Origin of the sequence: Paraburkholderia sp. (genome assembly GCF_035948235.1) — a bacterium.
Taxonomy (GTDB): domain Bacteria; phylum Pseudomonadota; class Gammaproteobacteria; order Burkholderiales; family Burkholderiaceae; genus Paraburkholderia.
In genome coordinates this window covers 1-24,289 of record NZ_DASZJJ010000103.1, presented here as the reverse complement: position 1 = coordinate 24,289, position 24,289 = coordinate 1, and the positions used below count along the sequence as shown (strand labels likewise).

Annotated in this window: 22 protein-coding genes and 1 pseudogene; 14 read left to right on the top strand and 9 right to left on the bottom strand. The window is 64.4% G+C overall.

Going from position 1 to position 24,289, the window contains the following annotated elements; all coding sequences use genetic code 11:
* Positions 1-19: 19 nt before the first annotated feature.
* The 3 genes from VG320_RS08760 to pdxH all read right to left on the bottom strand — a co-directional run bounded on the left by VG320_RS08760 (position 20) and on the right by pdxH (position 3,522).
* Entirely contained in the window at positions 20-1,330 is a 1,311-nt protein-coding gene (locus VG320_RS08760) for a DUF72 domain-containing protein (RefSeq protein WP_327199725.1), read from the bottom strand.
* 89 nt (positions 1,331-1,419) lie between these two features.
* Complete coding sequence (locus VG320_RS08755; protein ID WP_327199724.1) at positions 1,420-2,634, bottom strand: cyclopropane-fatty-acyl-phospholipid synthase family protein; 1,215 nt, start codon at positions 2,632-2,634, stop codon at positions 1,420-1,422.
* A 240-nt stretch (positions 2,635-2,874) separates the two neighbouring features.
* A complete protein-coding gene (pdxH, locus tag VG320_RS08750) occupies positions 2,875-3,522 on the bottom strand; it encodes a pyridoxamine 5'-phosphate oxidase (protein WP_327199723.1) in 648 nt (215 codons plus the stop codon).
* Positions 3,523-3,710: 188 nt separating this feature from the next.
* Here pdxH and tcdA point away from each other — a divergent pair, with 188 nt between their 5' ends.
* Positions 3,711-4,613 carry a tRNA cyclic N6-threonylcarbamoyladenosine(37) synthase TcdA gene (tcdA, locus tag VG320_RS08745; RefSeq protein WP_327199722.1) on the top strand — a complete coding sequence of 301 codons (903 nt, stop codon included), beginning with the start codon at positions 3,711-3,713 and terminating at the stop codon, positions 4,611-4,613.
* A 365-nt stretch (positions 4,614-4,978) separates the two neighbouring features.
* On the opposite strand, the gene trxA is transcribed toward tcdA, so the two are convergent.
* Together trxA and VG320_RS08735 are read right to left on the bottom strand one after the other, a co-directional pair.
* Positions 4,979-5,827, bottom strand: a complete 849-nt coding sequence (gene trxA / locus VG320_RS08740; RefSeq protein ID WP_327199721.1) for a thioredoxin — start codon at positions 5,825-5,827, stop codon at positions 4,979-4,981.
* Positions 5,828-5,907: 80 nt separating this feature from the next.
* On the bottom strand, positions 5,908-6,792 hold the full coding sequence (locus VG320_RS08735) for a pirin family protein (RefSeq protein WP_327199720.1): 885 nt from the start codon (positions 6,790-6,792) through the stop codon (positions 5,908-5,910).
* 209 nt (positions 6,793-7,001) lie between these two features.
* On the opposite strand from VG320_RS08735, the gene VG320_RS08730 reads away from it, so the two are divergent.
* Complete coding sequence (locus VG320_RS08730) at positions 7,002-7,916, top strand: EamA family transporter (protein WP_327199719.1); 915 nt, start codon at positions 7,002-7,004, stop codon at positions 7,914-7,916.
* Between the two features lie 73 nt (positions 7,917-7,989).
* Here the strand turns inward: VG320_RS08730 and VG320_RS08725 are convergent, their stop codons facing one another.
* Positions 7,990-9,540, bottom strand: coding sequence for an N-acetylmuramoyl-L-alanine amidase (locus VG320_RS08725; RefSeq protein WP_327199718.1), 1,551 nt, complete (start codon positions 9,538-9,540; stop codon positions 7,990-7,992).
* Complete coding sequence (gene tsaE / locus VG320_RS08720; RefSeq protein WP_327199717.1) at positions 9,522-10,103, bottom strand: tRNA (adenosine(37)-N6)-threonylcarbamoyltransferase complex ATPase subunit type 1 TsaE; 582 nt, start codon at positions 10,101-10,103, stop codon at positions 9,522-9,524. The genes VG320_RS08725 and tsaE overlap by 19 nt, the downstream gene beginning before the upstream one ends.
* Positions 10,104-10,204: 101 nt before the next feature.
* Here tsaE and queG point away from each other — a divergent pair, with 101 nt between their 5' ends.
* The 9 genes and pseudogenes from queG (at position 10,205) to VG320_RS08680 (ending at position 18,134) form a co-directional block, all read left to right on the top strand.
* Positions 10,205-11,431, top strand: coding sequence for a tRNA epoxyqueuosine(34) reductase QueG (gene queG / locus VG320_RS08715; RefSeq protein WP_414696001.1), 1,227 nt, complete (start codon positions 10,205-10,207; stop codon positions 11,429-11,431).
* 179 nt (positions 11,432-11,610) lie between these two features.
* Positions 11,611-12,096: a methylated-DNA--[protein]-cysteine S-methyltransferase gene (locus VG320_RS08710; RefSeq protein ID WP_327199727.1), complete on the top strand. Its 486-nt coding sequence runs from the start codon at positions 11,611-11,613 to the stop codon at positions 12,094-12,096.
* Positions 12,097-12,119: 23 nt separating this feature from the next.
* Entirely contained in the window at positions 12,120-13,151 is a 1,032-nt protein-coding gene (gene xerD, locus VG320_RS08705) for a site-specific tyrosine recombinase XerD (protein ID WP_327199716.1), read from the top strand.
* 72 nt (positions 13,152-13,223) lie between these two features.
* Positions 13,224-13,715 carry a Cys-tRNA(Pro) deacylase gene (ybaK, locus tag VG320_RS08700; protein ID WP_327199715.1) on the top strand — a complete coding sequence of 164 codons (492 nt, stop codon included), beginning with the start codon at positions 13,224-13,226 and terminating at the stop codon, positions 13,713-13,715.
* A 190-nt stretch (positions 13,716-13,905) separates the two neighbouring features.
* On the top strand, positions 13,906-14,529 hold the full coding sequence (gene plsY / locus VG320_RS08695; protein WP_327199714.1) for a glycerol-3-phosphate 1-O-acyltransferase PlsY: 624 nt from the start codon (positions 13,906-13,908) through the stop codon (positions 14,527-14,529).
* A gap of 333 nt (positions 14,530-14,862) precedes the next feature.
* A complete protein-coding gene (locus VG320_RS08690) occupies positions 14,863-16,662 on the top strand; it encodes a methyl-accepting chemotaxis protein (protein WP_327199713.1) in 1,800 nt (599 codons plus the stop codon).
* Between the two features lie 234 nt (positions 16,663-16,896).
* Positions 16,897-17,025 (top strand): annotated as a pseudogene (locus VG320_RS31170) (DUF4160 domain-containing protein); the annotation flags it as partial.
* A gap of 125 nt (positions 17,026-17,150) precedes the next feature.
* The gene (locus VG320_RS08685) at positions 17,151-17,597 is read left to right on the top strand and encodes a hypothetical protein (RefSeq protein WP_327199712.1); all 447 of its coding nucleotides are present in this window, start codon (positions 17,151-17,153) and stop codon (positions 17,595-17,597) included.
* Positions 17,598-17,651: 54 nt separating this feature from the next.
* Positions 17,652-18,134: an SRPBCC family protein gene (locus VG320_RS08680; protein WP_327199711.1), complete on the top strand. Its 483-nt coding sequence runs from the start codon at positions 17,652-17,654 to the stop codon at positions 18,132-18,134.
* A gap of 39 nt (positions 18,135-18,173) precedes the next feature.
* Here VG320_RS08680 and VG320_RS08675 read toward each other — a convergent pair whose 3' ends face one another.
* Positions 18,174-18,659: a YajQ family cyclic di-GMP-binding protein gene (locus tag VG320_RS08675; RefSeq protein WP_103702011.1), complete on the bottom strand. Its 486-nt coding sequence runs from the start codon at positions 18,657-18,659 to the stop codon at positions 18,174-18,176.
* A 199-nt stretch (positions 18,660-18,858) separates the two neighbouring features.
* Between VG320_RS08675 and murB the strand changes: the two genes are divergently transcribed.
* The gene (gene murB / locus VG320_RS08670; protein WP_327199710.1) at positions 18,859-19,938 is read left to right on the top strand and encodes a UDP-N-acetylmuramate dehydrogenase; all 1,080 of its coding nucleotides are present in this window, start codon (positions 18,859-18,861) and stop codon (positions 19,936-19,938) included.
* An 80-nt stretch (positions 19,939-20,018) separates the two neighbouring features.
* Here murB and VG320_RS08665 read toward each other — a convergent pair whose 3' ends face one another.
* Entirely contained in the window at positions 20,019-20,846 is an 828-nt protein-coding gene (locus tag VG320_RS08665) for a diguanylate phosphodiesterase (RefSeq protein ID WP_327199709.1), read from the bottom strand.
* A 361-nt stretch (positions 20,847-21,207) separates the two neighbouring features.
* On the opposite strand from VG320_RS08665, the gene hmgA reads away from it, so the two are divergent.
* Positions 21,208-22,506: a homogentisate 1,2-dioxygenase gene (gene hmgA, locus VG320_RS08660; RefSeq protein WP_327199726.1), complete on the top strand. Its 1,299-nt coding sequence runs from the start codon at positions 21,208-21,210 to the stop codon at positions 22,504-22,506.
* The gene (gene fahA, locus VG320_RS08655) at positions 22,503-23,816 is read left to right on the top strand and encodes a fumarylacetoacetase (RefSeq protein ID WP_327199708.1); all 1,314 of its coding nucleotides are present in this window, start codon (positions 22,503-22,505) and stop codon (positions 23,814-23,816) included. Before hmgA ends, fahA begins: the two co-directional genes overlap by 4 nt.
* The last annotated feature ends 473 nt before the right edge of the window (positions 23,817-24,289 follow it).

Sequence of the window (24,289 nt, the reverse complement as noted above, 5' to 3'; positions counted from 1 at the left end):
ACCCCCCCCCGCCGCTTTTTTATGACTCGTCGGCCCCTTCTGCTTCTCCTTCCGCTTCTCCTTCCACTTCCGAGCGCAGGCGCGCCATTTCGTCGGCGATCGCGCGGGCGAGCTTCTGGCAGGTGAGCGGCGCCGATCCTTCCGCCTTGTTGTTGGTCGTGATGAGCACCGGCTGGCCGGCGATCGCGTAGCGCGCGGCGAGTTCGGCAAGCGTGTCGCGCGTGTGCGGATCTTCGTCGACGAGCTTGTCGAACGGTTCGTAGCGCGCCTTGGCCTGCTCGTACTTGAAGCCGCTGTGCAGGCTCCAGCGCACGATCAGCGGGCCGGCGGGCGCTTCGCCGTCCATCAGCGCCAGGGCTGCCGCCTGGCGCAGCGGGTCGGGCATGCGCGCGTGCAGTCCGACACAGTAGCGCACGCCTGCGGCGCGCAGCGCGCGCACGAAACGCGGCGTGAGCAGGATGCCGTCGCGGATCTCGACGGCGTAGCAGGTCGCGTCGCCCGGTGCGGCGTCGTCGGCGGGGGCCGGCAACGGCGGCAGCGCAGCCAGGAAAGCCGACAGCCGCTCGACGAACACGGTTGGATCGGCGAGCAGTTGATCGGGCAGCGGCGGAAACTGGAACACCAGCGCGCCCGCTTTCCTGCCTAGGCCTGCGAGGCACGGCTCGACGAAATCGCGCGCGGCGAGATCGGCGTTCAGAAAGCACGGGTTGGCCGAGACCGGCTCGCCGCGATCGCCTCGTACGCTCGCATCGGTGATCAGCGCGGGGGCCTTCACGATGAAGCGGAAGTGGTCCGGCACCTGCTGCGCGTAACGCAGATAGTCGGTCACGGTGAGCGCCGCGTAGAACGAGCGGTCGATGCTCACCGAGCGCAGCAGCGGATGCGCGCCATAGGCCGTAAGGCCATCGCGCGCGAGCTTCGAGTTGCTGTAGTCGTCGCCGTAGACGATGCCGTTCCAGCCCGGAAACGACCACGACGAGGTGCCCAGGCGCACGCTCCCGGGCAGATCGGCGGCCAGATCGAGCACATCCTGAGAGGGCGAGGCGGGCAGCACGCCACGCGCGCGGCGTTTCGGGGCGGTATCTTTCGGCGACTCGGTCGGGCTTTGGGCGTTGGCTGAATCCGCTTCAGGCGCCTGGGCGCGCCCGGAGCGCTTCGGCGGCGGCTCAGGCGGCACGAAACCGAACAGATCGGTTTGGGCTTCGACCAGGCGTTCCGCGGGCGCGGCGCGTTTTGAAGGCATGCGCGGCGCAGCGCGCGAGGCACGCTGCTTCGAAGCTAAATCCTCATTGTCCAGCGCCCCGAAAAGGCCGTCGTCGCGTTCGTTCATGCAGGCATCAAAGTGGCGAGTGAGGGCGCCGGATCAGAAAAATCAGACAAGTCAGAAGAAAACCGCCCGCCTCACTCGCGACGCGCGCATCAAAGCGGCTTCTCGTACATATAACGGCGCGACCAGGGCAGCGTCGTCGCGCTGCGGCCGGCCTTGCGGCACACGATCTGGTAAATCGATACGTCATCGTGCTCGAACGCGTAGGCGCAGCCCGCCAGATAGACGCGCCAGATGCGGAACTTCTCGTCGTCGACGAGTTTTTTCGCTTCTTCGGCGCGCGCCTCGAAGTTATCGGCCCAGAGGTCGAGCGTGTGCGCATAGTGACGGCGCAGGCTCTCCACGTCAACCGCCTCCAGCCCGCCGCGCTGCGCCGCCTCAAGCGCCAGGCTGATATGCGGCAGCTCGCCGTCGGGGAACACGTAGCGGTCGATGAACTCGCCGCCGCCCAGCGCCGTCTCGCCGCTTTCGGCGTCCGACGAGGTGATGCCATGGTTCATGGCGATGCCGTCGTCGGCCAGCAGTTCGCGCACTTTCGTGAAGTAGCCGGGCAGATTCTTGCGCCCGACATGCTCGAACATGCCCACGCTCGTGATGCGGTCGAACTGGCCCTGCACGTCGCGATAGTCCTGCAGACGGATTTCGATGCGGTCCGCGAGCCCCGCGTCCTTCACGCGCTGCGTGGCCAGATCGAACTGGTTCTGCGAGAGCGTCACGCCCACGCAGCGCGCACCGAACTTCTGCGCCGCGCGCAGCACCAGCGCGCCCCAGCCGCAGCCGATATCGAGCAGCGTCTGGCCTTCCTTGAGCTGGATCTTGGTGAGGATGTGGTCGATCTTCTTGAGCTGCGCGGTGGCGAGGTCTTCATCGCCGTTCTCGAAGTACGCGCAGGAATAGACCATGTTCTCGTCGAGCCAGAGCTTGTAGAACTCGTTCGAGACGTCGTAGTGATACTGGATGGCTTTTCGGTCGGTGCTCTTCGAGTGCGTGAAGTAGCGGCGCACGCGCGCGAGCTTGCTGGCGCTGGTGACCGTGCTGCGCGCGAGCGAGTAGCCGATGTTGATGATGTCGGCGACCTTGCCTTCGATGTCGATCTTGCCCTTCACGTAGGCCTCGCCGAGATTGTCGAGGCTCGGTTCGAGCAGAAGCGGCAGCGCCGATGCGCTATTGACCTTGAGCGTGACCTGCGGCGCGGCGAAGTGGCCGAAATCGTATTGCTGGCCGCTCCAGAGCACGAGCCGCGCGGGCAGATTGGCCTTGTTGCGCACTTCGTCGACCCACTGTGCGAGTTTTTTCTCCCAGAACATGCGTTTCTCTCCGTGTCGATTAAACGGCTCAAGCCGCAGAAAGACAAAAGCGAATTGCGATGCGTAGTACCAAAAACGAGGCAAAGCCGATTGGCGCCGTCATATCGCGTCGTACCGCGCAGGGCGGGGCGCATGAATCGGGTGATGCGGGTGAGGCTGGTTACTGCGGATATTGCGGATACTTCAGAAAGTGCGGGTAAAGCGGCGGCGCACCCGGCAGGCGCGCCGCTTGAACCAGGATCAGGGCGCTAGCCGCTCGATGCGCCAGGCGGCGCCGGCTTGCGCGGGCTCGCGCGTGTAGCGGATGCGGTCGTGCAGCCGCGACGGACGGCCTTGCCAGAACTCGATGACGCTCGGCACGACGCGGTAGCCGCCCCAGTGCGGCGGGCGCGGCGGCGCATCGCCGTACTGTGCGCTGATTTCGCGTTCGCGCGCTTCGAGCTGCGTACGGCTGTCGATCACCGCGCTCTGCTCCGACGCCCAAGCGCCAATGCGCGAACCCAGCGGGCGCGACTGGAAGTAGGCGTCGCTTTCCGCCTCGCTGGTTTTCTCGACGCGCCCTTCGATACGCACCTGACGTTCCAGTTCGATCCAGTGGAACAGCAGCGCGGCGTGCGGGTTGGCCGTCAGTTCGTGGCCCTTGCGGCTGTCGTAGTTGGTGAAGAACACGAAGCCGCGCTCGTCCACGCCCTTGATCAGCAGGATGCGCGCGGCCGGACGGCCTTCGGCGTCGACGGTGGCGACGGTCATCGCGTTGGGTTCGGGCAGTTGCGCGTCGAGGGCCTGGGCGAACCAGGTCTGGAACTGGCGGATCGGATCGGCGTCGACGTCGGCGGCGTCGAGCGAGCCGAGCGAGTAGTTCTTGCGGAGATCGGCGAGGGAGGTCATGTTTTATGCAGACGCTTCAGTGCGGATGAGTATAACCAGAAAAAACCGGAATGCGGGGCCGGATGCAGCGCGCGGGCAGCGCGGCCTCCGTTCAGCCTGATGATGCGCGATCAGGCAAAATACGGGTCTTGCCAGGGCCGTGACAGTGAGCAACCGGTCCGTTTCCGCGCTTTTGATTGACTACCGTCATGTCCAGTACACCGCTTTCCGCTTCGATCACATCGACCGCTTCGTTCCCGCCTGCGGCCGGTTCAGCCGATATTACCGCGCCAGACGCGCACGATGTTGCCGACAGGGCCCGCCGCTTCGGCGGCGTGGCGCGGCTTTACGGCGCACCCGCGCTCGACGCGTTCGAGCGCGCGCACGTTGCGGTGATCGGCATCGGCGGGGTGGGCTCGTGGGTCGCGGAGGCGCTGGCGCGCAGCGCGATCGGCACGCTCACGCTGATCGACCTCGACAACGTGGCGGAGAGCAACACCAACCGCCAGATCCACGCGCTCGACGGCAACTACGGCAAGCCCAAGGTCGAGGCGATGGCCGAGCGCATCAAGCTCATCAACCCCGATTGCGACGTGCGGCTCGTGGAGGATTTCGTCGAACCGTCGAACTTCGATGCGCTGCTGGGCAGCGGCTTCGAATACGTGGTGGACGCAATCGACAGCGTGCGCACCAAGACCGCGCTGATCGCCTGGTGCGTCGAGCATCGCGTGCCGCTCATCACCGTGGGCGGCGCGGGCGGTCAACTGGACCCGACGCGCATTCGCATCGACGATCTCGCGCTCACGATCCAGGACCCGCTGCTTTCCAAGGTGCGCGGGCAACTGCGCAAGCACCACGGCTTTCCGCGCGGCCCGAAGGCGCGCTTCAAGGTGAGCGCGGTGTATTCGGACGAACCGCTGATCTATCCGGAAGCGGCGGTGTGCGATGTCGATAACGAGGCGGAGCACGTGACGACGTCGCCTGGCCATCAAGGTCCGGTGGGGCTCAATTGCGCGGGCTTTGGTTCGAGCGTGTGCGTGACCGCGAGTTTTGGTTTTGCGGCGGCGGCATATGTGCTGCGCGCGATGGCGCATCAGGCGAATTCGCGTTGAGCGGTGGTGGCGCGTGGCGGATTTGATCTCATAGAGCGTTTGATGCTCGCGCCTTCTGCGCATAGCGCAGATGGACTGCAGCCCGATGTAGTATCGGATAATGCATTGAGCCTCTATTTATGATGACAAACTTGGTCCAGAGTTTTTCGCAAAACTACGGCATGCTGATCATTGCGGCCGTTACGTTCGGCAGCGTGGAGGCGCTTTCCTACCTGTTCAGGCGCTACGTTGCGAGGCGTGAGCGACGTGAGACACAGCGGCAGACATAGCCGCAAGACCCGTCCCGGCTAAGCGCAATTCAACGCTCGTCCAGAAAAAAGCCCGCGTCGTTCGCGGGCTTTCTACCTTGTACTAACTCAGTCGGCTCAATTCAGCGTCGCGCTCAGCTTGCGTCGCCATTCGCTGACCAGTTGCGGCTGATGTTCGGCCAGATCGAACACCGACAGCATGGTCTTGCGGCCGATGTCGTCGCGGAACGTGCGGTCGCGCTTCACGATCTCCAGCAAATGCTCCAGCGCCCCGGCGTACTTGCGCCGCGCGATCAGTGCGCTCGCCAGGTCGAAACGCGCTTCGAGATCGTCGGGATGCGCGCTCACCTGCGCATCCAGTGCGTCGGTCGGCGGCAGGTCGGCGGCGGCGTCCAGCGCGTCCAGGCGCGTCTTGAGCGCGTTAAAGCGCGCATCGATGCCCTGCGTGGTCTTGGGCGAGAGCAGCTCGACTTCCTTGTGCGCGTCGTCGGCGCGGTTGTCGGCGAGCAGCAGTTCGATCAGGTCCATGCGCGCTTCGTCGAAGCCCGGATCGTAGGCGAGCGCGGCCTGCAGCGCTTCGTAGGCATCTTCGCGACGGCCTTCGGCGAGTGCTTGCTGGGCGGCTGCGCGCGAGGCTTCGGCCGAATCCGGGATCAGGCGGTCGAGGAACCCGCGCAGCTGGCTTTCCGGCAGCACGCCGATGAACTGGTCAACGGCCTGACGATCCGCGAACGCGACCACGTGCGGAATGCTGCGCACCTGAAAGTGCGCGGCCAGTTCCTGGTTTTCGTCGACGTTCACCTTCACGAGCTTCCATTTGCCCGCGTATTCGGCCTCGAGCTTTTCGAGCATCGGGCCCAGCGTCTTGCACGGGCCGCACCACGGCGCCCAGAAGTCGACCAGCACGGGCGCGAGCGCCGACGCCTCGATCACGTCCTTTTCAAAAGTGGCCAGAGTGGTATCCATTGCGTCCTCGTTAGGAAAATTCCGTCTTGCGCGTCAGATGGGGGCGAAACGCCTGGCTTCAATGCGCCAGCTTTGCGCCATCAGTGCGCGGGCTTTTTCTCGGGCAGCGGAATCCATTCCGTCTCGCCGGGCACCTGCCCCATTTCCTGACGCGTCCATGCAGCCTTCGCGGCTTCGATTTTCTCGCGCGAGCTAGCCACGAAATTCCACTCGATAAAACGCTCGCCTTCCAGCTTTTCGCCGCCCAGCAGCATTACGCGCGCCCCGTTCGTGCTGGCAAGCGTGACGGTTTCTCCGGGCACCAGCACGGCCATGGTGTGCTGTTCGAGCGGCGTGCCGTCGATCGCGAGATCGCCTTCGACCAGATACACGCCGCGCTCCTCGTGCTCCGAATCCAGCGCGATGGCGCTGCCCGGCGCGAAATCGGCAGCCACATAAAGCGTGCCGGAGAAGGTTTTGACCGGCGCGGTCGCGCCGAACGCCGTGCCCGCGATCACGCACATCGACACGCCGTTGCGCTCGACCTTGGGCAGCGTGGCCGCTTCGTGGTGGAAGAACGAGGGATCGGTGTCTTCGTGTTCGAGCGGCAGCGCCACCCAGGTCTGAATGCCGTGCATGGTCAGGCCGGTGGCGCGGTTTTCGTCGGGCGTGCGCTCCGAATGGACGATGCCGCGTCCCGCCGTCATCCAGTTGACGTCGCCGGGGAGGATTTTCTGATTCGAGCCGAGGGAGTCGCGGTGCATCAGCGCGCCCTCATACAGATACGTAACGGTGGCCAGCCCGATATGCGGATGCGGGCGCACATCGACGCCCGCACCAGGCGCGAGCGCCGCCGGACCCATATGGTCGAAAAAGATGAACGGCCCGACGAGGCGCGCGGCCATCGCGGGCAGCACGCGGCGCACGTAGAGATTGCCGATATCGCGCTGGTGAGGCTTGAGGACCGCTTTGATCGATGAGGACATGGACGCTTCCTTGATGAACCGGACGGTACGAATACGAATGTGGGGCCCATGGCGGCGAAGTACGCACTGAACTCTCGCCGCGCGGACAGGCGCTCATTCTAACGCCCGCTCTGACGGCGTGCGGTTAAGCCCGTGTAAGAGGGCGCCCGGCGCGTGAGCGATGCAACCGCTAAACTTACAGATTCGACAGAACAATAACGGAGCTGGGGATGTCGCCGAAGGACCTGTTGCTCGCGCTGGTCGTGGTGCTCGCGTGGGGCGTGAATTTTGTCGTGATCAAGGTGGGCCTGCACGGCGTGCCGCCGTTGCTGCTCGGCGCACTGCGCTTTACGCTGGCCGCGTTCCCGGCGGTGCTGTTCGTGAAACGCCCGAAGCTGCCGCTGCGCTGGCTGTTCGCCTATGGCGCGACTATCTCGTTCGGCCAGTTCGCGTTCCTTTTTACAGCGATGTATGTGGGCATGCCCGCCGGTCTCGCCTCGGTGGTGCTGCAGGCGCAGGCGTTCTTCACGCTGGTGTTCGCGGCGTTTTTCCTCGGCGAGCGCTTTCGCGCGCAGAACGTGATCGGCCTTTTGATCGCGGCGGGCGGCCTGGCGCTGATCGGGCTGCAATCGACGGGCGCGGGTGGCGCAGGTGGCGCAGGCGCGCAGGCCATGACCGTAGCGGGTTTCGTGCTGACGTTGTGCGCGGCCTGCATGTGGGCGCTCGGCAATATCGTCACGAAGAAGGTGGGCAAGATCGACCTGGTCGGCCTCGTGGTGTGGGCCAGCCTGATTCCGCCGCTGCCGTTCTTCGTGCTGTCGTACTTCATGGAAGGGCCGCAGCGCATCGAAACTGCGCTCACCGGCATCGGCATGCCGTCCATCGGCGCCATCGTCTATCTGGCGTTTATCGCTACGATCCTCGGCTACAGCCTCTGGAGCCGCCTGCTTTCGAAGTATCCGGCCAGCCAGGTGGCGCCGTTCTCGCTGCTCGTGCCGATTGTCGGGCTGGCTTCGGCGGCGCTAGCGCTCGGCGAGCGCCTGACGGTTGCGCAGGTGGGCGGCGCCGCGCTCGTGATGGCGGGGCTGGTGGTGAACGTGTTCGGTGGCTGGGTGAAGCAGCGCTTTGCGGCTGCGCGTACGTAACGCCGCCGCGCCATGAAAAACGCCGCGCATCCAGCAGGGTGCGCGGCGTTTTTTACGCGAGGCAGGCGCGTGCTTACGTCATGCGGTTCTTCGCCAGCGGCGGGTTGGCCGCGAAATAGCGCTTGATGCCCTTGAGAATGGCGTTGGCCATCTTGTCGCGATAGGCGTCGTCGTTGAGCTTCGACTCTTCCTCGGGATTGCTGATGAAGGCGGTCTCCACGAGGATCGACGGGATATCGGGCGCCTTGAGCACCGCGAAACCCGCCTGTTCGACCGAACCCTTGTGCAGATGGTTGATCTCGCCCACTTCGTTGAGCACGAAGTTGCCGTAGCGCATCGAATCGCGGATCTGCGCAGTGGTCGACATATCGAACAGCGCGCGGTTCACGGCGGCGTCCGCCGTCTGCACGCTGATGCCGCCGATCTGGTCCGACGAGTTTTCCTTGTTCGCCATCCAGCGTGCCGCGGCGCTCGACGCGCCGTGCTCCGAGAGCGCGAATACCGACGAGCCGCGCGCGGAAGGCGTCGTGAAGGCATCGGCGTGGATCGATACGAACAGGTCCGCGCCCACGCGGCGCGCCTTTTGCACGCGCACGTTCAGCGGCACGAAGAAGTCGGCGTCGCGCGTCATCATCGAGCGCATATTGGGCTGGGCGTCGATTTTCGCGCGCAGCTTCTTGGCGATGTCGAGTGCGATGTGCTTCTCGTAAGTGCCGCCGCTGCCGATCGCGCCCGGGTCCTCGCCGCCGTGGCCCGGGTCGATCGCCACGGTGAGCAGGCGCGTGGTGCCGCCCTTGTTCGACTTCGGCGCGGTGAAGCCGTAGTTGTCGTCGTCCTTGCCGCTGTCCTTGCCGGAATTGTCGCCATTGTTCTGGGCGACCACGGGCGGCTTCGGCGCGGGCTTCGGCCTGGCGATGACCGGCGGCACCGACGGCGTGGGCCTGGGTGATGGCGTGCCGTCGTTCTGCGCGTAGCGGTCGAAGAAGGCTTCGCTGTTGTCGTGCGCGGGCGGCGTGTTGGGGCCGGCCAGCGTCGAAGGCGTGGGCGGCGCGCTGTCACGCATTGCCTGATGGGCGTCGAGCTGCTGCTGCTTGCGCTCGGTCTGCGCGAGCAGATCCATCAGCGGGTCGGGCGCGACGGCCGGGTAGAGGTCGAACACGAGCCGATACTTGTACGAGCCGACCGGCTGCAGCGTGAACACCTGCGGCTTCACCGATCCCTTCAGGTCGAACACCATGCGCACCACGTGCGGCTGATACTGCCCGACGCGCACGGCCTGGATCTGCGGATCGTTCGGCGTGATCTTGGAGACGAGGTTCTTCAGCGCATCGTCGAGGTCAAGGCCGCTCAGATCGACGACGAGACGATCGGGGTTTTGCAGCAGCGTTTGCGTGGTCGCGAGCGGCTGATCCGACTCGATGGTGACGCGCGTGTAGTCGCGCGCGGGCCACACCCGCACGCCCATCACCGAGCTTGCCCGCGCGAGGCCCGGGACGGCTGCGGCCAGACCCAGCACCAGCGACGACGCGCCCGCTTTCAGGATCTGCCGGCGCCGCCAGTTGTGCGTGGCGGTGGCGGCCGATTCGATCGAGCGGAACGGTTTGATTAACATCTTTCTAGACATGCCTTTCCTGATGCGCTGTATGCGTACGCGGTGAGCACGCGGCCTTCACCGTTTAGACCGGGTTCGAGGTGGAACACGAGGTCCGGCACGCCGAGCAGGCCGCCCGCGCGTTGCGGCCATTCGACGAGACAGACCGCGCCTTGCGCGAAATACTCGCGAAAGCCGGCGTCGGCCCATTCGGCCGGGTCGCTGAAACGATACAGATCGAAGTGATAGAGCTGGAGTTCCCCGCCCGCAGCGTCGTCGCGCACCGTGTAGGGTTCGACGAGCGTATAAGTGGGGCTGCGCACGCGGCCCGTATGGCCGAGCGCGCGCAAGGCGGCGCGTACGAGCGAGGTCTTGCCCGCGCCCAGATCGCCCAGCAACTGGACGTGCAGGCCCGGGAACGCCGGAGTAAGAGGCGCCGTCTGGCCGGATTCTTGCGTGCGCAGGGCTTCGAGCGCGTGCGCGAAGCGTGCGCCGAACGCATCGGTGGCGGTTTCGTCCGCGAGCTCGAAGCGGCGTTCAAGCAGAGAGGGCGTGGCGGGCAAGCTCGCGTGGTGCTGTTCGGGCGTGTCGGGCATTCTCGTAAAATGGCGTGATGAACCCCTTGCTTTCCCCCTCGAACGAGGCGCACACATTGAACGCAGCGAGCGCATCGAATCCGTCGGACGCGGCGTCGAATATGGCGTCGGGCGCTGACGCGGCGGCTCGCGAGCCGGCTGCTGCACTCGACGATGCGGCGCTGGCCGCGCTCGCGGCGCGCATTCGCGCATGGGGGCGGGAGCTTGGGTTCGGTGCGATCGGTATCAGCGACACCGACCTGTCCCATGCCGAGGCGGGACTCGCCGAATGGCTCGAAGCGGGCTGCCACGGCGAGATGGATTATATGGCCAAACATGGCATGAAACGCGCGCGGCCAGCCGAGCTTGTGGCCGGTACGCGACGTGTCATCACGGCCCGCATGGCGTATTTACCGGCCTCGACGCTCGATGGCACGGCCGCTGCGAATGCAGCGGGAAAGTTGCCCGAAATGTCCGAAAGCCCGTCGCAAGACTGGCGTCGCGGCGAGCATGCGCGTCTGGCCGACCCGCACGCGGCGGTCGTATCGATCTACGCGCGTGGCCGCGACTATCACAAGGTCATGCGTGCGCGCCTGCAGCAGCTTTCCGAGCGTATCGAAGCGGAAATCGGCGCATTCGGGTTTCGCGTCTTTACCGATTCCGCGCCCGTGCTGGAAGTGGAACTCGCGCAAAAGGCTGGCATCGGCTGGCGCGGCAAGCACACGCTGCTGCTGCAAAGCGACGCGGGCTCGCTGTTTTTCCTCGGCGAGATTTACGTCGATATTCCGCTGCCGACCGACGCCGACGATCCCGCTTCCGCCGCACCAGAAACGCCCGGCGCACATTGCGGCAGTTGCACGCGCTGCATCGACGCGTGTCCCACTGGCGCGATCACCGGCCCGTATCGCGTCGATGCGCGGCGCTGCATTTCCTATCTGACGATCGAACTCAAGGGCAGCATTCCGCTGGACATGCGCGAGCAGATTGGCAATCGCGTGTATGGCTGCGACGACTGCCAGCTCGTGTGTCCATGGAACAAATTTGCGCAGGCCGCGCCGGTGGCCGATTTCGATGTGCGTCATGGGCTCGACCGCGCGAGTCTGGTCGAGCTGTTCGGCTGGAGCGCAGCGCAGTTCGACGAGCGCATGCAGGGTAGTGCGATCCGGCGTATCGGTTATGAAAGCTGGTCGCGCAACATCGCTGTGGCGATGGGCAATGCGCTGCGCAACGCGGCAGCCAATGTTGCGCCGGAGAAGCGCGAGGCCATCGTGGCGGCGCTGCGCGAGCGCGCGCATGACGAATCGGCGATTGTGCGCGAACATGTGGCGTGGGCGCTGGAAGCGGCCTGAGCCGTAAGTTGACCCCGGCGACCCGCAAGCGTCACGCAAATTCAAGGAGAGCGGCGATGATGAAGGCATCGGCATCGTATTCACTGTGGGACGACGCGCAAGACGCGGCGATGCGCGAAGCCGCGCATGTGCCCGCCGCAAAGCCCGAGCGCGCGCCCAGCCCGCAGGCGCTGCGCAAGATCGCGCCGCGCAACTACAACGCTGTAATCGACGCGCCGTTCGGCAAGGTTGGCATCGTCACGGGCGAGGACGGCGTGCGCGATATCGTCTATCTGCCGGGCGACACGCCGGGTCTCGCGCCTGATTCCGCGCTGGCCGAGCGCGCCTGCGCGCAGATCGCACGCTATCTCGACGATGCGGCCGCGCCCTTCGATCTGCCGCTCGCGCCTCTTGGCACGGAGTTTCAGCGCCGCGTGTGGGACGGCATCTGCGCGATTGAACTCGGCAGCGTGCTGACCTATGGCGAACTGGCAAAGCGCGTGGGCACCATCAACGCGCGCGCGGTGGGGCAGGCCTGCGGCTCGAACTACTTTCCGATTGTGATTCCGTGCCATCGCGTGGTATCGGCGAGCGGCATCGGTGGCTTTTCGCACCACGGCGGCGATGGTTTTTTCCGCGACGTGAAGCGCTGGCTGCTCGCACACGAGGGCGTCACAATTCGCTGAGCGCCGCGCAAGACTGGAACGACATGAACGATCAGCACGAGATACACGAAGACGACACGCCCGACAAAGATTTCGCGGACGACCACGACCACGAAGACGCCTTCGCCGATGAACCGGCCGGCGTTGCCGAAGACGCCGCGCTCACACCTGCCGCCGTGCAGGCGCTCGCCGCGAGCCAGCTCGCTATCGACACGTTCTGCGACGCCATGTGGCTCGAGCACAATCTTTCGCGCAACACGCTCGACGCTTACCGGCGCGATCTGCGCCTGTTCGCGCAATGGCTGGCCCACGCGCGCGAGCATGATCTCGACGCGGTGCAGGAAGACGACCTGATCGCCTACAGCGCGCGCCGTAAGGACGACAAATCGACCTCGGCGAACCGGCGTCTTTCGGTGTTTCGCCGCTATTACGGCTGGGGATTGCGCGAGCAGCGCGTGAGCGCCGACCCGACCGTGCGCATCCGCTCGGCGAAGCAGGCGCCGCGCTTTCCCACCACGCTCACCGAAGCCCAGGTCGAGGCGCTGCTCGGCGCGCCCGACGTCGCCACGCCGCTGGGCCTGCGCGATCGCACCATGCTCGAACTGATGTACGCGAGCGGCCTGCGCGTGACCGAACTCGTCACGCTCAAGACCGTCGAGGTGGGGCTGAACGAAGGCGTGGTGCGCGTGCTCGGCAAGGGCTCGAAGGAGCGGCTGATTCCGTTTGGGGAAGAGGCTTCGGCGTGGATCACACAATATCTGCGCGAAGCGCGGCCCGCGCTGCTTGGCCCACGCACGAGCGACGCGCTGTTCGTCACCGCGCGCGCCGAGGGCATGACGCGCCAGCAGTTCTGGCACATCATCAAGCGCCACGCGTTGCATGCAGGCGTGCACGCGCCGCTTTCGCCGCACACGCTGCGGCACGCCTTCGCGACGCACCTGCTCAATCACGGCGCGGACCTGCGCGTGGTGCAACTGCTGCTCGGCCATAGCGATATTTCGACCACGCAGATTTACACGCACGTCGCGCGCGAGCGACTGCGCCTGCTGCACGCGCAGCATCATCCGCGCGGATAACGTGCGATTCACGCGCGGCGCGCCTGCCCAGCGCGCACACGGCCAGCGCAGTTGCACATTAAAATGCGCGCCATGAGCAAATCGAAACACGTCTCCGAAACGCCCGCCACGCAAATGCTGCGCCGCGCGGGCGTCGCGTTCGGCGAGCATCCCTACGAGTACGTCGATCACGGCGGCACGGAAGAATCCGCGCGTCAGCTCGGCGTGGACGAGCATCGCGTGGTCAAGACGCTGGTGATGGAGGACGAACGCGCCAGGCCGCTGATCGTCCTCATGCACGGCGATCACAAGGTGTCCACCAAGAATCTCGCGCGGCAGATCGGCGCGAAGAGCGTCGAGCCCTGCAAGCCCGAAGTCGCGAATCGCCATTCGGGCTATCTGGTGGGCGGCACGTCGCCGTTCGGCACGAAGAAAGCCATGCCGGTCTATGTCGAAGCGACGATCCTCGAACTCGACCAGATCTGGCTCAACGGCGGCAAGCGCGGTTATCTCGTGAGCCTCGCGCCTGCGGTGCTGACCTCGCTGCTGGGCGCGAAGCCGGTGCAGTGCGCGCTTGCCGATTGATTGCCGATTGATTTCCGATCGAATCTGGGCAGTACGCTGTAAAGCGGCGGCCCCGGTTCCCTGATTTCCCTGGTTTTGCCCCGTATAGCGGGGATTGAGGGCGAAACGGCGCGCGCGCTTCGGTAGAATGAGCGCCTTCGCGCGCGTAGCGCTGCGTTCCGCCTTCTTCCTCTTCAGTCGGGTTTCGTGCATGTACAACCTGTTAGTCGCCGTCGCCGCCTACCTGATCGGCTCGGTTTCGTTTGCCGTGATCGTGAGCGCCGTGATGGGCCTCGACGATCCGCGCTCCTACGGCTCCGGCAATCCGGGCGCGACCAACGTGCTGCGCAGCGGCAACAAGAAGGCCGCCATCCTTACGCTGATCGGCGACGCCTTCAAGGGCTGGCTCGCCGTCTGGCTGGCGGCGTATTTCGGGCCGCGCTTGGGCTTAAGTGAAACCGCCGTGGCGCTGGCCGCCATCGCCGTGTTCCTCGGCCATCTTTATCCGGTTTTCTTCCGCTTTCAGGGCGGCAAGGGCGTGGCGACCGCCGCGGGCGTGCTGCTGGCCGTGAATCCGGTGCTCGGCGGCCTGACGCTGCTGACCTGGCTGATCGTCGCGTTCTTCACGCGCTATTCGTCGCTGGCGGCGCTCGCGGCTGCGGTGTTCGCGCCGCTGTTCGACGTATTCATGTTCGGCGCGCATGTGATGGCGCTGGCGATTCTCGCCATGAGCGTGCTGCTGTTCTGGCGCCATCGGGCCAACATCACCAAGCTGATGAACGGCACCGAAAGCCGTATCGGCGACAAGAAAAAGGCCGCCGCCGCGAGCAAATAAGCGCGGTCTTTTTGCTGGACTGATTGCCCTCGATTGTCCCTGATTGTTCCTGATTGTCCCTTTCAGCGGCCCGCCATTCGTGCGGGCCGTTTTGCTTTTTCTTTCGATATCCTTGCGAATTAATTAACGCGGGATCGCAGATCGAACTGTCCCCTTCATGCCTCGCGCATCGCCGCGCGCGCGCCTTTTTCGGCGTTTCTTCCTACCCCGATAAACCCTACTCAAGTCGCGCGCCGTGGACGCCGTAAACGCGTGAGTCGATTACCCATTGCTCAAGCAGGTCCTACGGTTCAGCAGTCTGATTCAAACCCTTCCACACGGCGCTTCCCCACCATGTTTTCCACCATTCGCGCGCGCATCGTTGCGCTATGCGTCGTCATCGTCGTCGTGGCGCTTGCGGCTAATACCGCGCTCGACTATTTCGTTGCGAACTCGCACAACAAGGATTCGATCGACGCGACGCTCACCGCGGTCGAAAACAGCCATGCCGAAGGCATCGGCGACTGGGTTTCGACCCACGCGCAGATGATCGAATCGCTGCAGGACGCCGTGCTGCAACCCGATCCCGTGCCGATGCTCAAGCAGATCGCGACGGCGGGCGGCTTCACCAACGTCTACGTGGGTTACGCCGACAAGACCGCGAAATTCTCGGACGCGACCGGTATTCCGCCCGACTACGACCCGACCGGCCGTCCCTGGTACAAGCAGGCGGTGGCGGCGGGCAAGGGCGTGGTGACGCCGCCTTACGTCGATGTGGGCACCGGCAAGCTGGTGGTGGCGTTCGCCACGCCCGTGATCCGCGACGGTCAGGTCAAGGGCGTGATTTCCGGCGACTTGGCGATGGACAGCGTGATCGCCAACGTGCGCTCGATCCACCCGACGCCGGCGAGCTTCGGCATGCTGGTCGACAGCACCGGCGCGATCGTCGCGCACGACGACGCCAAGCTCACGCTCAAACCCGTCACCGACGTCGCGCCGAGCCTCTCGGCCGACAAACTGGCCACGCTGTTTGCGGCGACCCGGCCGATGCCTGTGGACGTGAACGGCGACATCAAGCTGATGCGCGCCCAGGCGATTGCGGGCACGGACTGGCGCGTGATCGTTGCGTTCGACCGCGCCGATGCGCTGGCGGGCATGCGCTCGCTGCTCACCGTATCGCTGATTACGCTGGTGGTGATCGCCGTGGTGGCGGCGCTGGTGGTGGGCGCGGCGACCTCGGTGTCGTTCAAGCGCCTGTCCACGGTGCGCGACGCGATGGACGCCATCAGCGCGGGCGAAGGCGATCTCACGCAGCGCCTGCCGGCTACCGGCAACGACGAAGTCGCGCAGATCGCGCGCTCGTTCAACGGCTTCATGGACAAACTGCGCGACGTGATGCGCCATATCCGTGACGCGAGCCAGTCCGTGCGCACCGCAAGCGACGAAATCGCCGCGGGCAACGTCGATCTCTCCGGCCGCACGGAATCGGCGGCGGCGAGCCTCGAGGAAACCGCGGCGTCGATGGAAGAGATCACGGCGACGGTCGCGCAATCGGCCAACGCGGCCCAGCAGGCCGACATCACGGCGAATTCGGCATCGACGGTGGCGTCGCGCGGCGGCGCGGTGATCAACGATGTGGTGGATACGATGGGCGCGATCGAGAAGGCGTCGGTGAAGATCGCCGACATCATCGGCGTGATCGACGGCATTGCGTTCCAGACCAACATCCTGGCGCTGAACGCCGCCGTGGAAGCGGCGCGCGCGGGCGAGCAGGGGCGCGGCTTCGCGGTGGTCGCGGGCGAAGTGCGCAGCCTCGCACAGCGCAGCGCGCAGGCAGCGCGCGAGATCAAGGCGCTGATCGAATCGACGGTGGCGAGCGTGAATTCGGGCTCGCAACTCGTGCGCCGCGCGGGCGAAACGATGGACGAGATCGTGGCGAATGTCTCGAACGTGACGACCATCATTTCGGAAGTGACGAACGCGGCGGGCGAGCAGACGCGCGGCATTCAGGAAGTGAACCGCGCGGTGAGCCAGCTCGACGAGATGGTGCAGCAGAACGCGGCGCTGGTCGAACAATCGACGGCGGCCGCTGCCGCGCTGCGCAGCCAGGCGGTGAATCTCGCGGAGGCGGTGGGGCAGTTCAAGCTCGATTGAGGGGGGTGTCGAGGGTTATCAGGAGTGGAAGAACGGCGCTGCGGCGCCGTTTTTTTTCGCCTGTCGTAAGGGCTGGCGTTGGCCGTTTGGCCGAAGTTTCAGGCGCGATGTGTTCGCTTAAGCTGGGCTGCAATCGCGTTTGTTTTTGGCTTTGCTCCAGCGCAAATAGAGGCTGTGGCTTTGGCGGGACAGGACGCTCCAGCAACCCCACATTCGGTTATTTTCGAAGCCCCAATGCCAACAGTTTTTCGCGTTCTCGGCTCCCGCGTGATGATTTTCAGTGCCGATCATCCGCCCGCACATGTCCATGTCGACGGGGCGCACGGCACATGTGTCTTTAATCTCAATTGCCCGGATGGGCCATTGATGCCGCGTGGCCGCGCGCGAGTGAGCAATCCAGTACTCGAACGCCTCGTCAGAGCGATGAAGCCGGAGGTCGGTCGCCTTTGCCAGGCATGGTTGGAAATCAACAAACGGAGAAACGCATCATGGCCATGTTCAGCACCGAAGTACTTGACGCCGCCAGTGCAGCGGGAGAAAAAGTTCCGGTCGCGGTCGCCGCGCGCTACAACCGCACGAACCGCAAACTCGAAATCTCCTACGCGCACGGCGTAGACATTGCGGTGCCTATCATCCTGATTCAGGAGTTCCACTTCATGGCGAAGTGGCCAACGCCGTCGCAACTGGCGAGAATCGAAATCTGGGGCGCGGGATCGTCGATCTATTTTCCGCGTCTGGACGAAGCGGTGTGGGCGCCGGGGCTGCTCAACGGCGCATACGGCTCGAAGGTCTGGATGGAGGACATGACGCGCGCCACCGCGCTCCTGAGAGCGAAAGCCCGGGCCAGAATCGTCCGGGAAAAGGGTCGCCAGACGGGGCTATTGCGCCAACGGTCCACCGTGCGTCTGGAGCAGGAGCTTGAGCGCAGGTCATGACGGCGCGAAGCTCGTCTCGTCGATTTAACGCGCTTGAAGCGCAAGGAGACAGCCATGAACAGCGAGGCGAACGCAACAACGGCAAGCGACTCGGTTTTCGTCTACGTGACCTATATTCGCTCGACGCCCGACGCACTCTGGACGGCGCTCACGAGCCGCGCATTCACCGAGCGCTACTGGTACGGCATGCATATGGAAAGCGACTGGCAGGCGGGCTCGCCATGGTCGCTGCATTTCGCCGATGGCCGCGTGGCGGATGAGGGCGAAATCGTGGCAGCAGACAAGCCGCATCGGCTCGTGATCCGCTGGCGCAATGTGTTTCGTCCGGAGCTGAACGAAGAGGGCGATTCCCTTTGCACGCTGGAAATCGAGTCGGCGGAGCAAGTCGTGAGGCTCACGGTCACGCACCGGGTGGAGCGCCCGGGCTCGAAGTTCATCGAGGCCGTATCGGGCGGCTGGCCGCGCATCCTGTCGAATCTGAAGACCCTGCTGGAAACGGGCGAGGTATTGATGCCGCTCGTCGCGACGGGCGCATAGTCCCGTCGCAATCAGGCAATCGAGCGGCGTGCGGCTGGATCAGTCGCGGAAGTTGTTGAAGTCGAGCGGCGTGTCGGTCACGTCCTTGCGCAGCATGGCAATCACGCTTTGCAGGTCGTCGCGCTTGGTGCCGGTCACGCGCACGGCGTCGCCCTGGATGCTCGCCTGGACCTTGATCTTGCTGTCTTTGACGAGACGCACGATCTTCTTGGCGAGGTCGCCCGAGACGCCCTTCTTCACGGTGATGACCTGCTTGACCTTGTCTCCGCCGATCTTTTCGATCTTGCCGTAGTCGAGGAAACGCACATCCACATTGCGCTTGGCCATTTTCGAGATCAGCACGTCCTTCACCTGGCCGAGCTTGAAGTCGTCGTCGGCGAACGCGGTCAGCTCGCGTTCTTTTTGCTCGACGCGCGCATCCGAGCCCTTGAAGTCGAAGCGCGTGGAGATCTCCTTGTTGGATTGCTCGATCGCGTTCTTCACTTCGATCATGTTGGCTTCGCTGACGACGTCAAACGATGGCATTGCTTTCTCCCAAAGGTGCGAGTGCCGCGGTGCCGAACCGCCGATGCTGTTACTGAGACGCGCCGCGCACTCGCTATAATCACGGATCGCGCCATTTTACCGGCGCAGCCGGGTTTGCCCAAGGCTGCGCGGCCTGTAGCGCTTTTTGCGCCGCTTCACGCCGTCGGCACTCTTTCCGCGCTTTGCGCCCCTTTTTCCGATGTCCGCCTCCCTCGTGTCCGTCGCTTCGACCACCGATTCGTCCGCCAATCCGTCTTCCGTCTGGTTCACCGCCGGCTATGCGCTGCGCGCGCATAACACCTTCGGCTTCGACGTGCGCGCGCGTCTGGCCTGCCGCATCGAGCACGAAGCGGACCTGACGAAGGCGCTGGCCGACCCGCGCGCGGCCGGTCTGCCCACGCTGGTGCTGGGCGGCGGCAGCAATGTCGTGTTCACGCGCGACTTCGACGGTCTCGTGCTGCTGAACGCGCTGGCGGGCAAGCGCCTGGTGCACGAAGACGACGAAGCCTGGTATGTAGAGGCCGCCGCCGGCGAGAACTGGCACGATTTTGTGGCGTGGACGCTCGAAGCGGGCATGCCGGGCCTCGAAAACCTCGCGCTGATTCCGGGCACGGTCGGCGCCGCGCCGATTCAGAACATCGGCGCCTACGGTCTGGAAATGGCCGAGCGCTGCGCGCGCGTGCGGGCGATCGAACTCGCCACCGGCACGGCCTATGAATTCGATGCCGCCGATTGCGACTTCGGCTATCGCGACAGCTTTTTCAAACGCGAAGGGCGCGAGCGTTTCGTGATCGCATCGGTGACGTTCCGCTTGCCCAAGGCCTGGCGCGCCAACGCTGGTTATGCCGATCTCGCGCGCGAACTCGCGCAACGCGGACTGTCGCAAGCGCGTCATGCGCGCGACGTATTCGATGCCGTCGTTGCGGTGCGCCGCGCCAAGCTGCCCGATCCGCTTGAACTCGGCAACGCGGGCAGTTTCTTCAAGAATCCGGTGATCGACGCCGAGCAGTTCGACGCGCTCGTTGTGCGCGAACCGCAGGTGGTCTCGTATCCACAGGCCGATGGCCGCGTCAAACTCGCGGCGGGCTGGCTGATCGACCAGTGCGGCTGGAAGGGGCGCGCGTTGGGCACAGCGGCCGTGCATGAACGTCAGGCGCTCGTGCTCGTGAATCGCGGCGGTGCGTGCGGTAACGATATCCTCGATCTGGCCCGTGCGATCCAGGCCGACGTGCGTACGCGCTTCGGCGTGGAGCTGGAGCAGGAACCGATCAGCCTTTAATCAGCCTTCAGCCTCTAAGCCAGGCAATTTTTCTCGCCCGCATGCAGAACGCCGCGCTACAAAGCGCGGCGTTTTGTTTTTCAGGCCGGGATATTCTGCGCAGCGAACACCGGCCCTTGCACGAAGCGCACGTCGTACTGCTGCAATAGCTCGAACTGTGCGATATCCATCACGCGATTGAAGATCAGCGGAATGCGCAGGCGCGCTGCGTAGCTGACGAGCGGCTTGACCATCGAATCGCGCAGCGCCGAACTCGCATCCATCTTCACGAAGTCCAGCCGCGCCATATCCGACACCGACAGGATCTGCCCGGCATTCGGCAGATTGCCTGCCACCTTAAAGCCGTAGCGCTGATAGCTCTTCGTCAGATAGCCGACGAAGGTGCGATGCGCGACCGCCGCCGCCGGCAATTCGATCACGACGCGCCCCGGATTGAGCCCGAACGACACCAGCACGTTCGAAAAATGGCGTCCGTGATCGTATTTCACGCTCTTGAGCAGACGCTCGTGCACGCGCAGGAACAACAGGCCGTGCCGCTGCGAGCCGAGAAAGTTGATCGTATGGAGCGCGCGCACGCAGCGGTCGAGCGCCACCAGTTCCGGGTCGTCGAGCGTATCGGAGAAGGGGTCGAAGGGCGCGATCTTGCCGCCTTCTTCGCGCAACGTCACAGCCTGAAAGCCCAGTTCGTCGCCAAAGCGTGCCGCCGACGCCAGATCGGCCGTGAGCGATTGCGCGCCGCCGTGCACGCTGATGTCGTAGATCGGCTCGTAGGCGCTCAGCAATTCGACGCCGCGACGGCGTGCGATGGCTTCGGCGTGATGCGCGCCGGTCCCCATCGCCAGATGCTCGCCGAGAAAAGGATGACTGGCGGAGCGGGCAACAAGCTCGGGAATGGTCGGAGCGATCATGACGCGATGAAGAGAGAGCGAGGAAATCGGAAAAAGGAACGGTTGCGGCTACGGGGCCGCATGGCTTGATGGTAGCAGCCCGGCGCGCCCTGGCATGCACTGATTGGTGATAACGATATCCACGCGCGAAGGCTTGTCAGATGGGGCTCGGCCGTAAAACAGCGCATTCCCAGGGTTTACGTGCAATTTCACTAATCGGAATTCATTTTACTATTCGTAAATCAAGCGACGGCCGCGGCGCTTTGGCCGATTCCGTAGAGAACATGGAGAGACAGTGATGAACGCACCTTTGCCCGACGTGACGCAGCCACTGGCGGCGCGCACGCTCGCTCATGGCCACGATCACGGCCACGATGGCTACATGAGCGGCTTCGCCAACGAATTCGCCACCGAGGCGCTGCCGGGCGCCTTGCCCGCCGGCCAGAACTCGCCGCAGCGTTGCGCCTACGGCCTTTACGCCGAGCAACTGTCCGGCACGGCGTTCACGGCGCCGCGCTCGCACAACCGCCGCTCGTGGCTCTACCGCATCCGTCCGGGCGCGGTGCATCAGCCCTTCACGCCGCTTGCGAATGAAAACGTGGCAGGCTCACGCCTCGTCGCCGATTTCGGCGATGTGCCGCCCACGCCGCCTAACCAGTTGCGCTGGGATGCGCTGCCGATGCCCACCGCGCCGACCGATTTCATCGACGGCTGGGTGACGATGGCGGGCAATGGCTCGGCGGCGTCGATGAGCGGCTGCGCGATCCATCTGTACGCGGCCAACCGCTCGATGCAGGACCGCTTCTTCTACAGCACCGACGGCGAACTGTTGATCGTCCCGCAGCAGGGGCGTCTCTCGATTGCGACGGAGATGGGCAAGCTCGACATCGAACCGTTCGAGATCGCGGTGATTCCGCGCGGCGTGCGCTTCGCGGTCGAGCTGCCCGATGGCGAGGCGCGCGGCTATATCTGCGAGAACTTCGGCGCGCTATTGCGACTGCCGGATCTGGGCGTGATCGGCTCGAATGGGCTGGCGAATCCGCGCGACTTCCTCACCCCGGTCGCGGCTTATGAAGACCGCGAAGGGCAGTTCGAACTCGTTACGAAGCTGGGTGGCCAGCTCTGGCGCGCGGACATCGGCCATTCACCGCTGGACGTGGTGGCGTGGCACGGCAACTATGCGCCCTACAAGTACGACCTGCGCCGCTACAACACGATCGGTTCGATCAGCTACGACCATCCGGACCCGTCGATCTTTTTGGTGCTGCATTCGCCGACGGACACGCCGGGCGTCGACGCGATCGACTTCGTGATCTTCCCGCCGCGCTGGCTGGCGGCCGAGAACACCTTCCGTCCGCCCTGGTATCACCGCAACGTCGCGAGCGAATTCATGGGCCTGGTGCACGGTGTCTACGACGCCAAGGCCGAAGGCTTCGTGCCGGGCGGCGCGAGCCTGCACAACTGCATGTCGGGCCACGGCCCGGATGCCGAAACATTCGAAAAAGCCTCGAACGCCGATACGAGCAAACCGCACAAGGTTGGCGACACGATGGCGTTCATGTTCGAGACCCGCACGCTGATCCGTCCGACGCGCTACGCGCTCGAAACGAGCCAGCTGCAGGCGCATTACTACGAGTGCTGGCAAGGCCTCAAGAAACACTTCAATCCGGAGCAGCGATGAACAACCCCAACACTCGCGATTTGCAGGCGACGCTCGATCCGCAGCGCAAAAGCTGGATCGATAGCGCGAACGACGCCGCTTGCGATTTTCCGATTCAGAACTTGCCGTTCGGCGTGTTCAGCACCGCGCAGCAGACGCATGCGCGCGTGGGCGTGGCGATTGGCGATCAGGTCGTGGATCTGGCTGCGCTGCACGACGCGGGACTGCTGGGTTTGCCTGCCGGAGCGCGTGAGAACGTGTTTGCGCGTGCCGCGTTGAACGACTTCATTGCGCTTGGGCGCGATGCGTGGCGCAGTGTGCGCGTACAGCTTTCGTCGCTGCTTGCGAAGGACACGGCAGCGCTGCGCGACGACGCCGCATTGCGGGCACGCGCATTCGTGAAGCTCGCCGATGCGAAGCTGCATCTGCCTGTGGAGATTCCTGGGTATACGGACTTCTATTCGTCAAAAGAGCACGCGACCAATGTTGGATCAATGTTTCGCGATCCTAAGAATGCGCTGTTGCCGAACTGGTCTGAAATGCCGATCGGTTATAACGGCCGGGCATCGTCGGTGGTGGTGAGCGGCACGCCGGTGCGTCGACCCAATGGTCAACTGAAGTTGCCTGATCAGGATCGTCCGGTGTTTGGTGCGTGCCGCAAGCTCGATATCGAGCTGGAGACCGGGTTTATCGTCGGGCGCGGCAATGCGCTGGGCGAGCCGATCGCCTGTGAGGATGCCGAGGCGCATATCTTTGGGATGGTGCTGCTCAACGACTGGAGCGCGCGGGATATCCAGCAATGGGAATATGTGCCGCTTGGGCCTTTCAACGCCAAGACTTTCGCGACGACGATCTCGCCGTGGATCGTGACGCTTGATGCGCTGGAGCCGTTCCGCGTTGCTCAGCCGGTGCAGGAGCCGCAGCCGCTGGAGTATCTGCGGCATGCGGGGAATCATGCTTTCGATATCGCGCTGGAGGTGTTGTTGCGGCCTGACGGCGCTGATGAGGCGACGACGATTTCGCGGACCAACTTCCGGCATATGTACTGGACGATGGCGCAGCAGCTTGCGCATCACACCGTTGCTGGCTGTAATACGCGGGTGGGTGATTTGATGGGTTCCGGGACGATATCGGGGCCGACGGAGGATTCGTTTGGTAGCTTGCTGGAGCTTACTTGGAACGGTAAGAAGCCGCTTGCTTTGAAGTCCGGCGGGACGCGTGCGTTTATCGAGGATGGTGATGAGCTGACGCTTGCTGGCTGGTGTCAGGGGGATGGGTATCGGGTTGGGTTTGGGGCTTGTGTTGGGAGGATTTTGTCGGCGGGGCGGTAGTTTCGGGCTATAGAAAACCGTTGGCATTTCCTTGTGATCGTGTCGGTCTATTAGCGTTGCCCCTGTGCGGGGCGGCACCTACTTTTCTTTGCAGCGGCAAAGAAAAGTAGGCAAAAGAAAGCCGCTCAAACCGCCAGTGTGACGCCGTCCACCACTTGCCCAATATCGGAGTGGTGACTGGTCTTGCTCGCATCACGCGCGCAATAACGGAGTGGTGACGCAGGCACATCCAGGGCGCTTCGCCCCCGTGGGGCATAACCACAAACCGGCTGTTTGCCGGCCACCCAGGAAAGTTAGAAGTACTGCTGGTTTCCCACGCAAACCCAACCGTCGCGAGCGAAGCGAGCAACGGGATGAATGAGTCCTTTGTCACTTCGTTTTATGGCGAGAGGTGCGATCAATGCCCAGTCACCACTCCGCTATACGAATAGAGGTGGACGGCGTCACACTAGCGGTGTGAGCGGCTTTCTTTT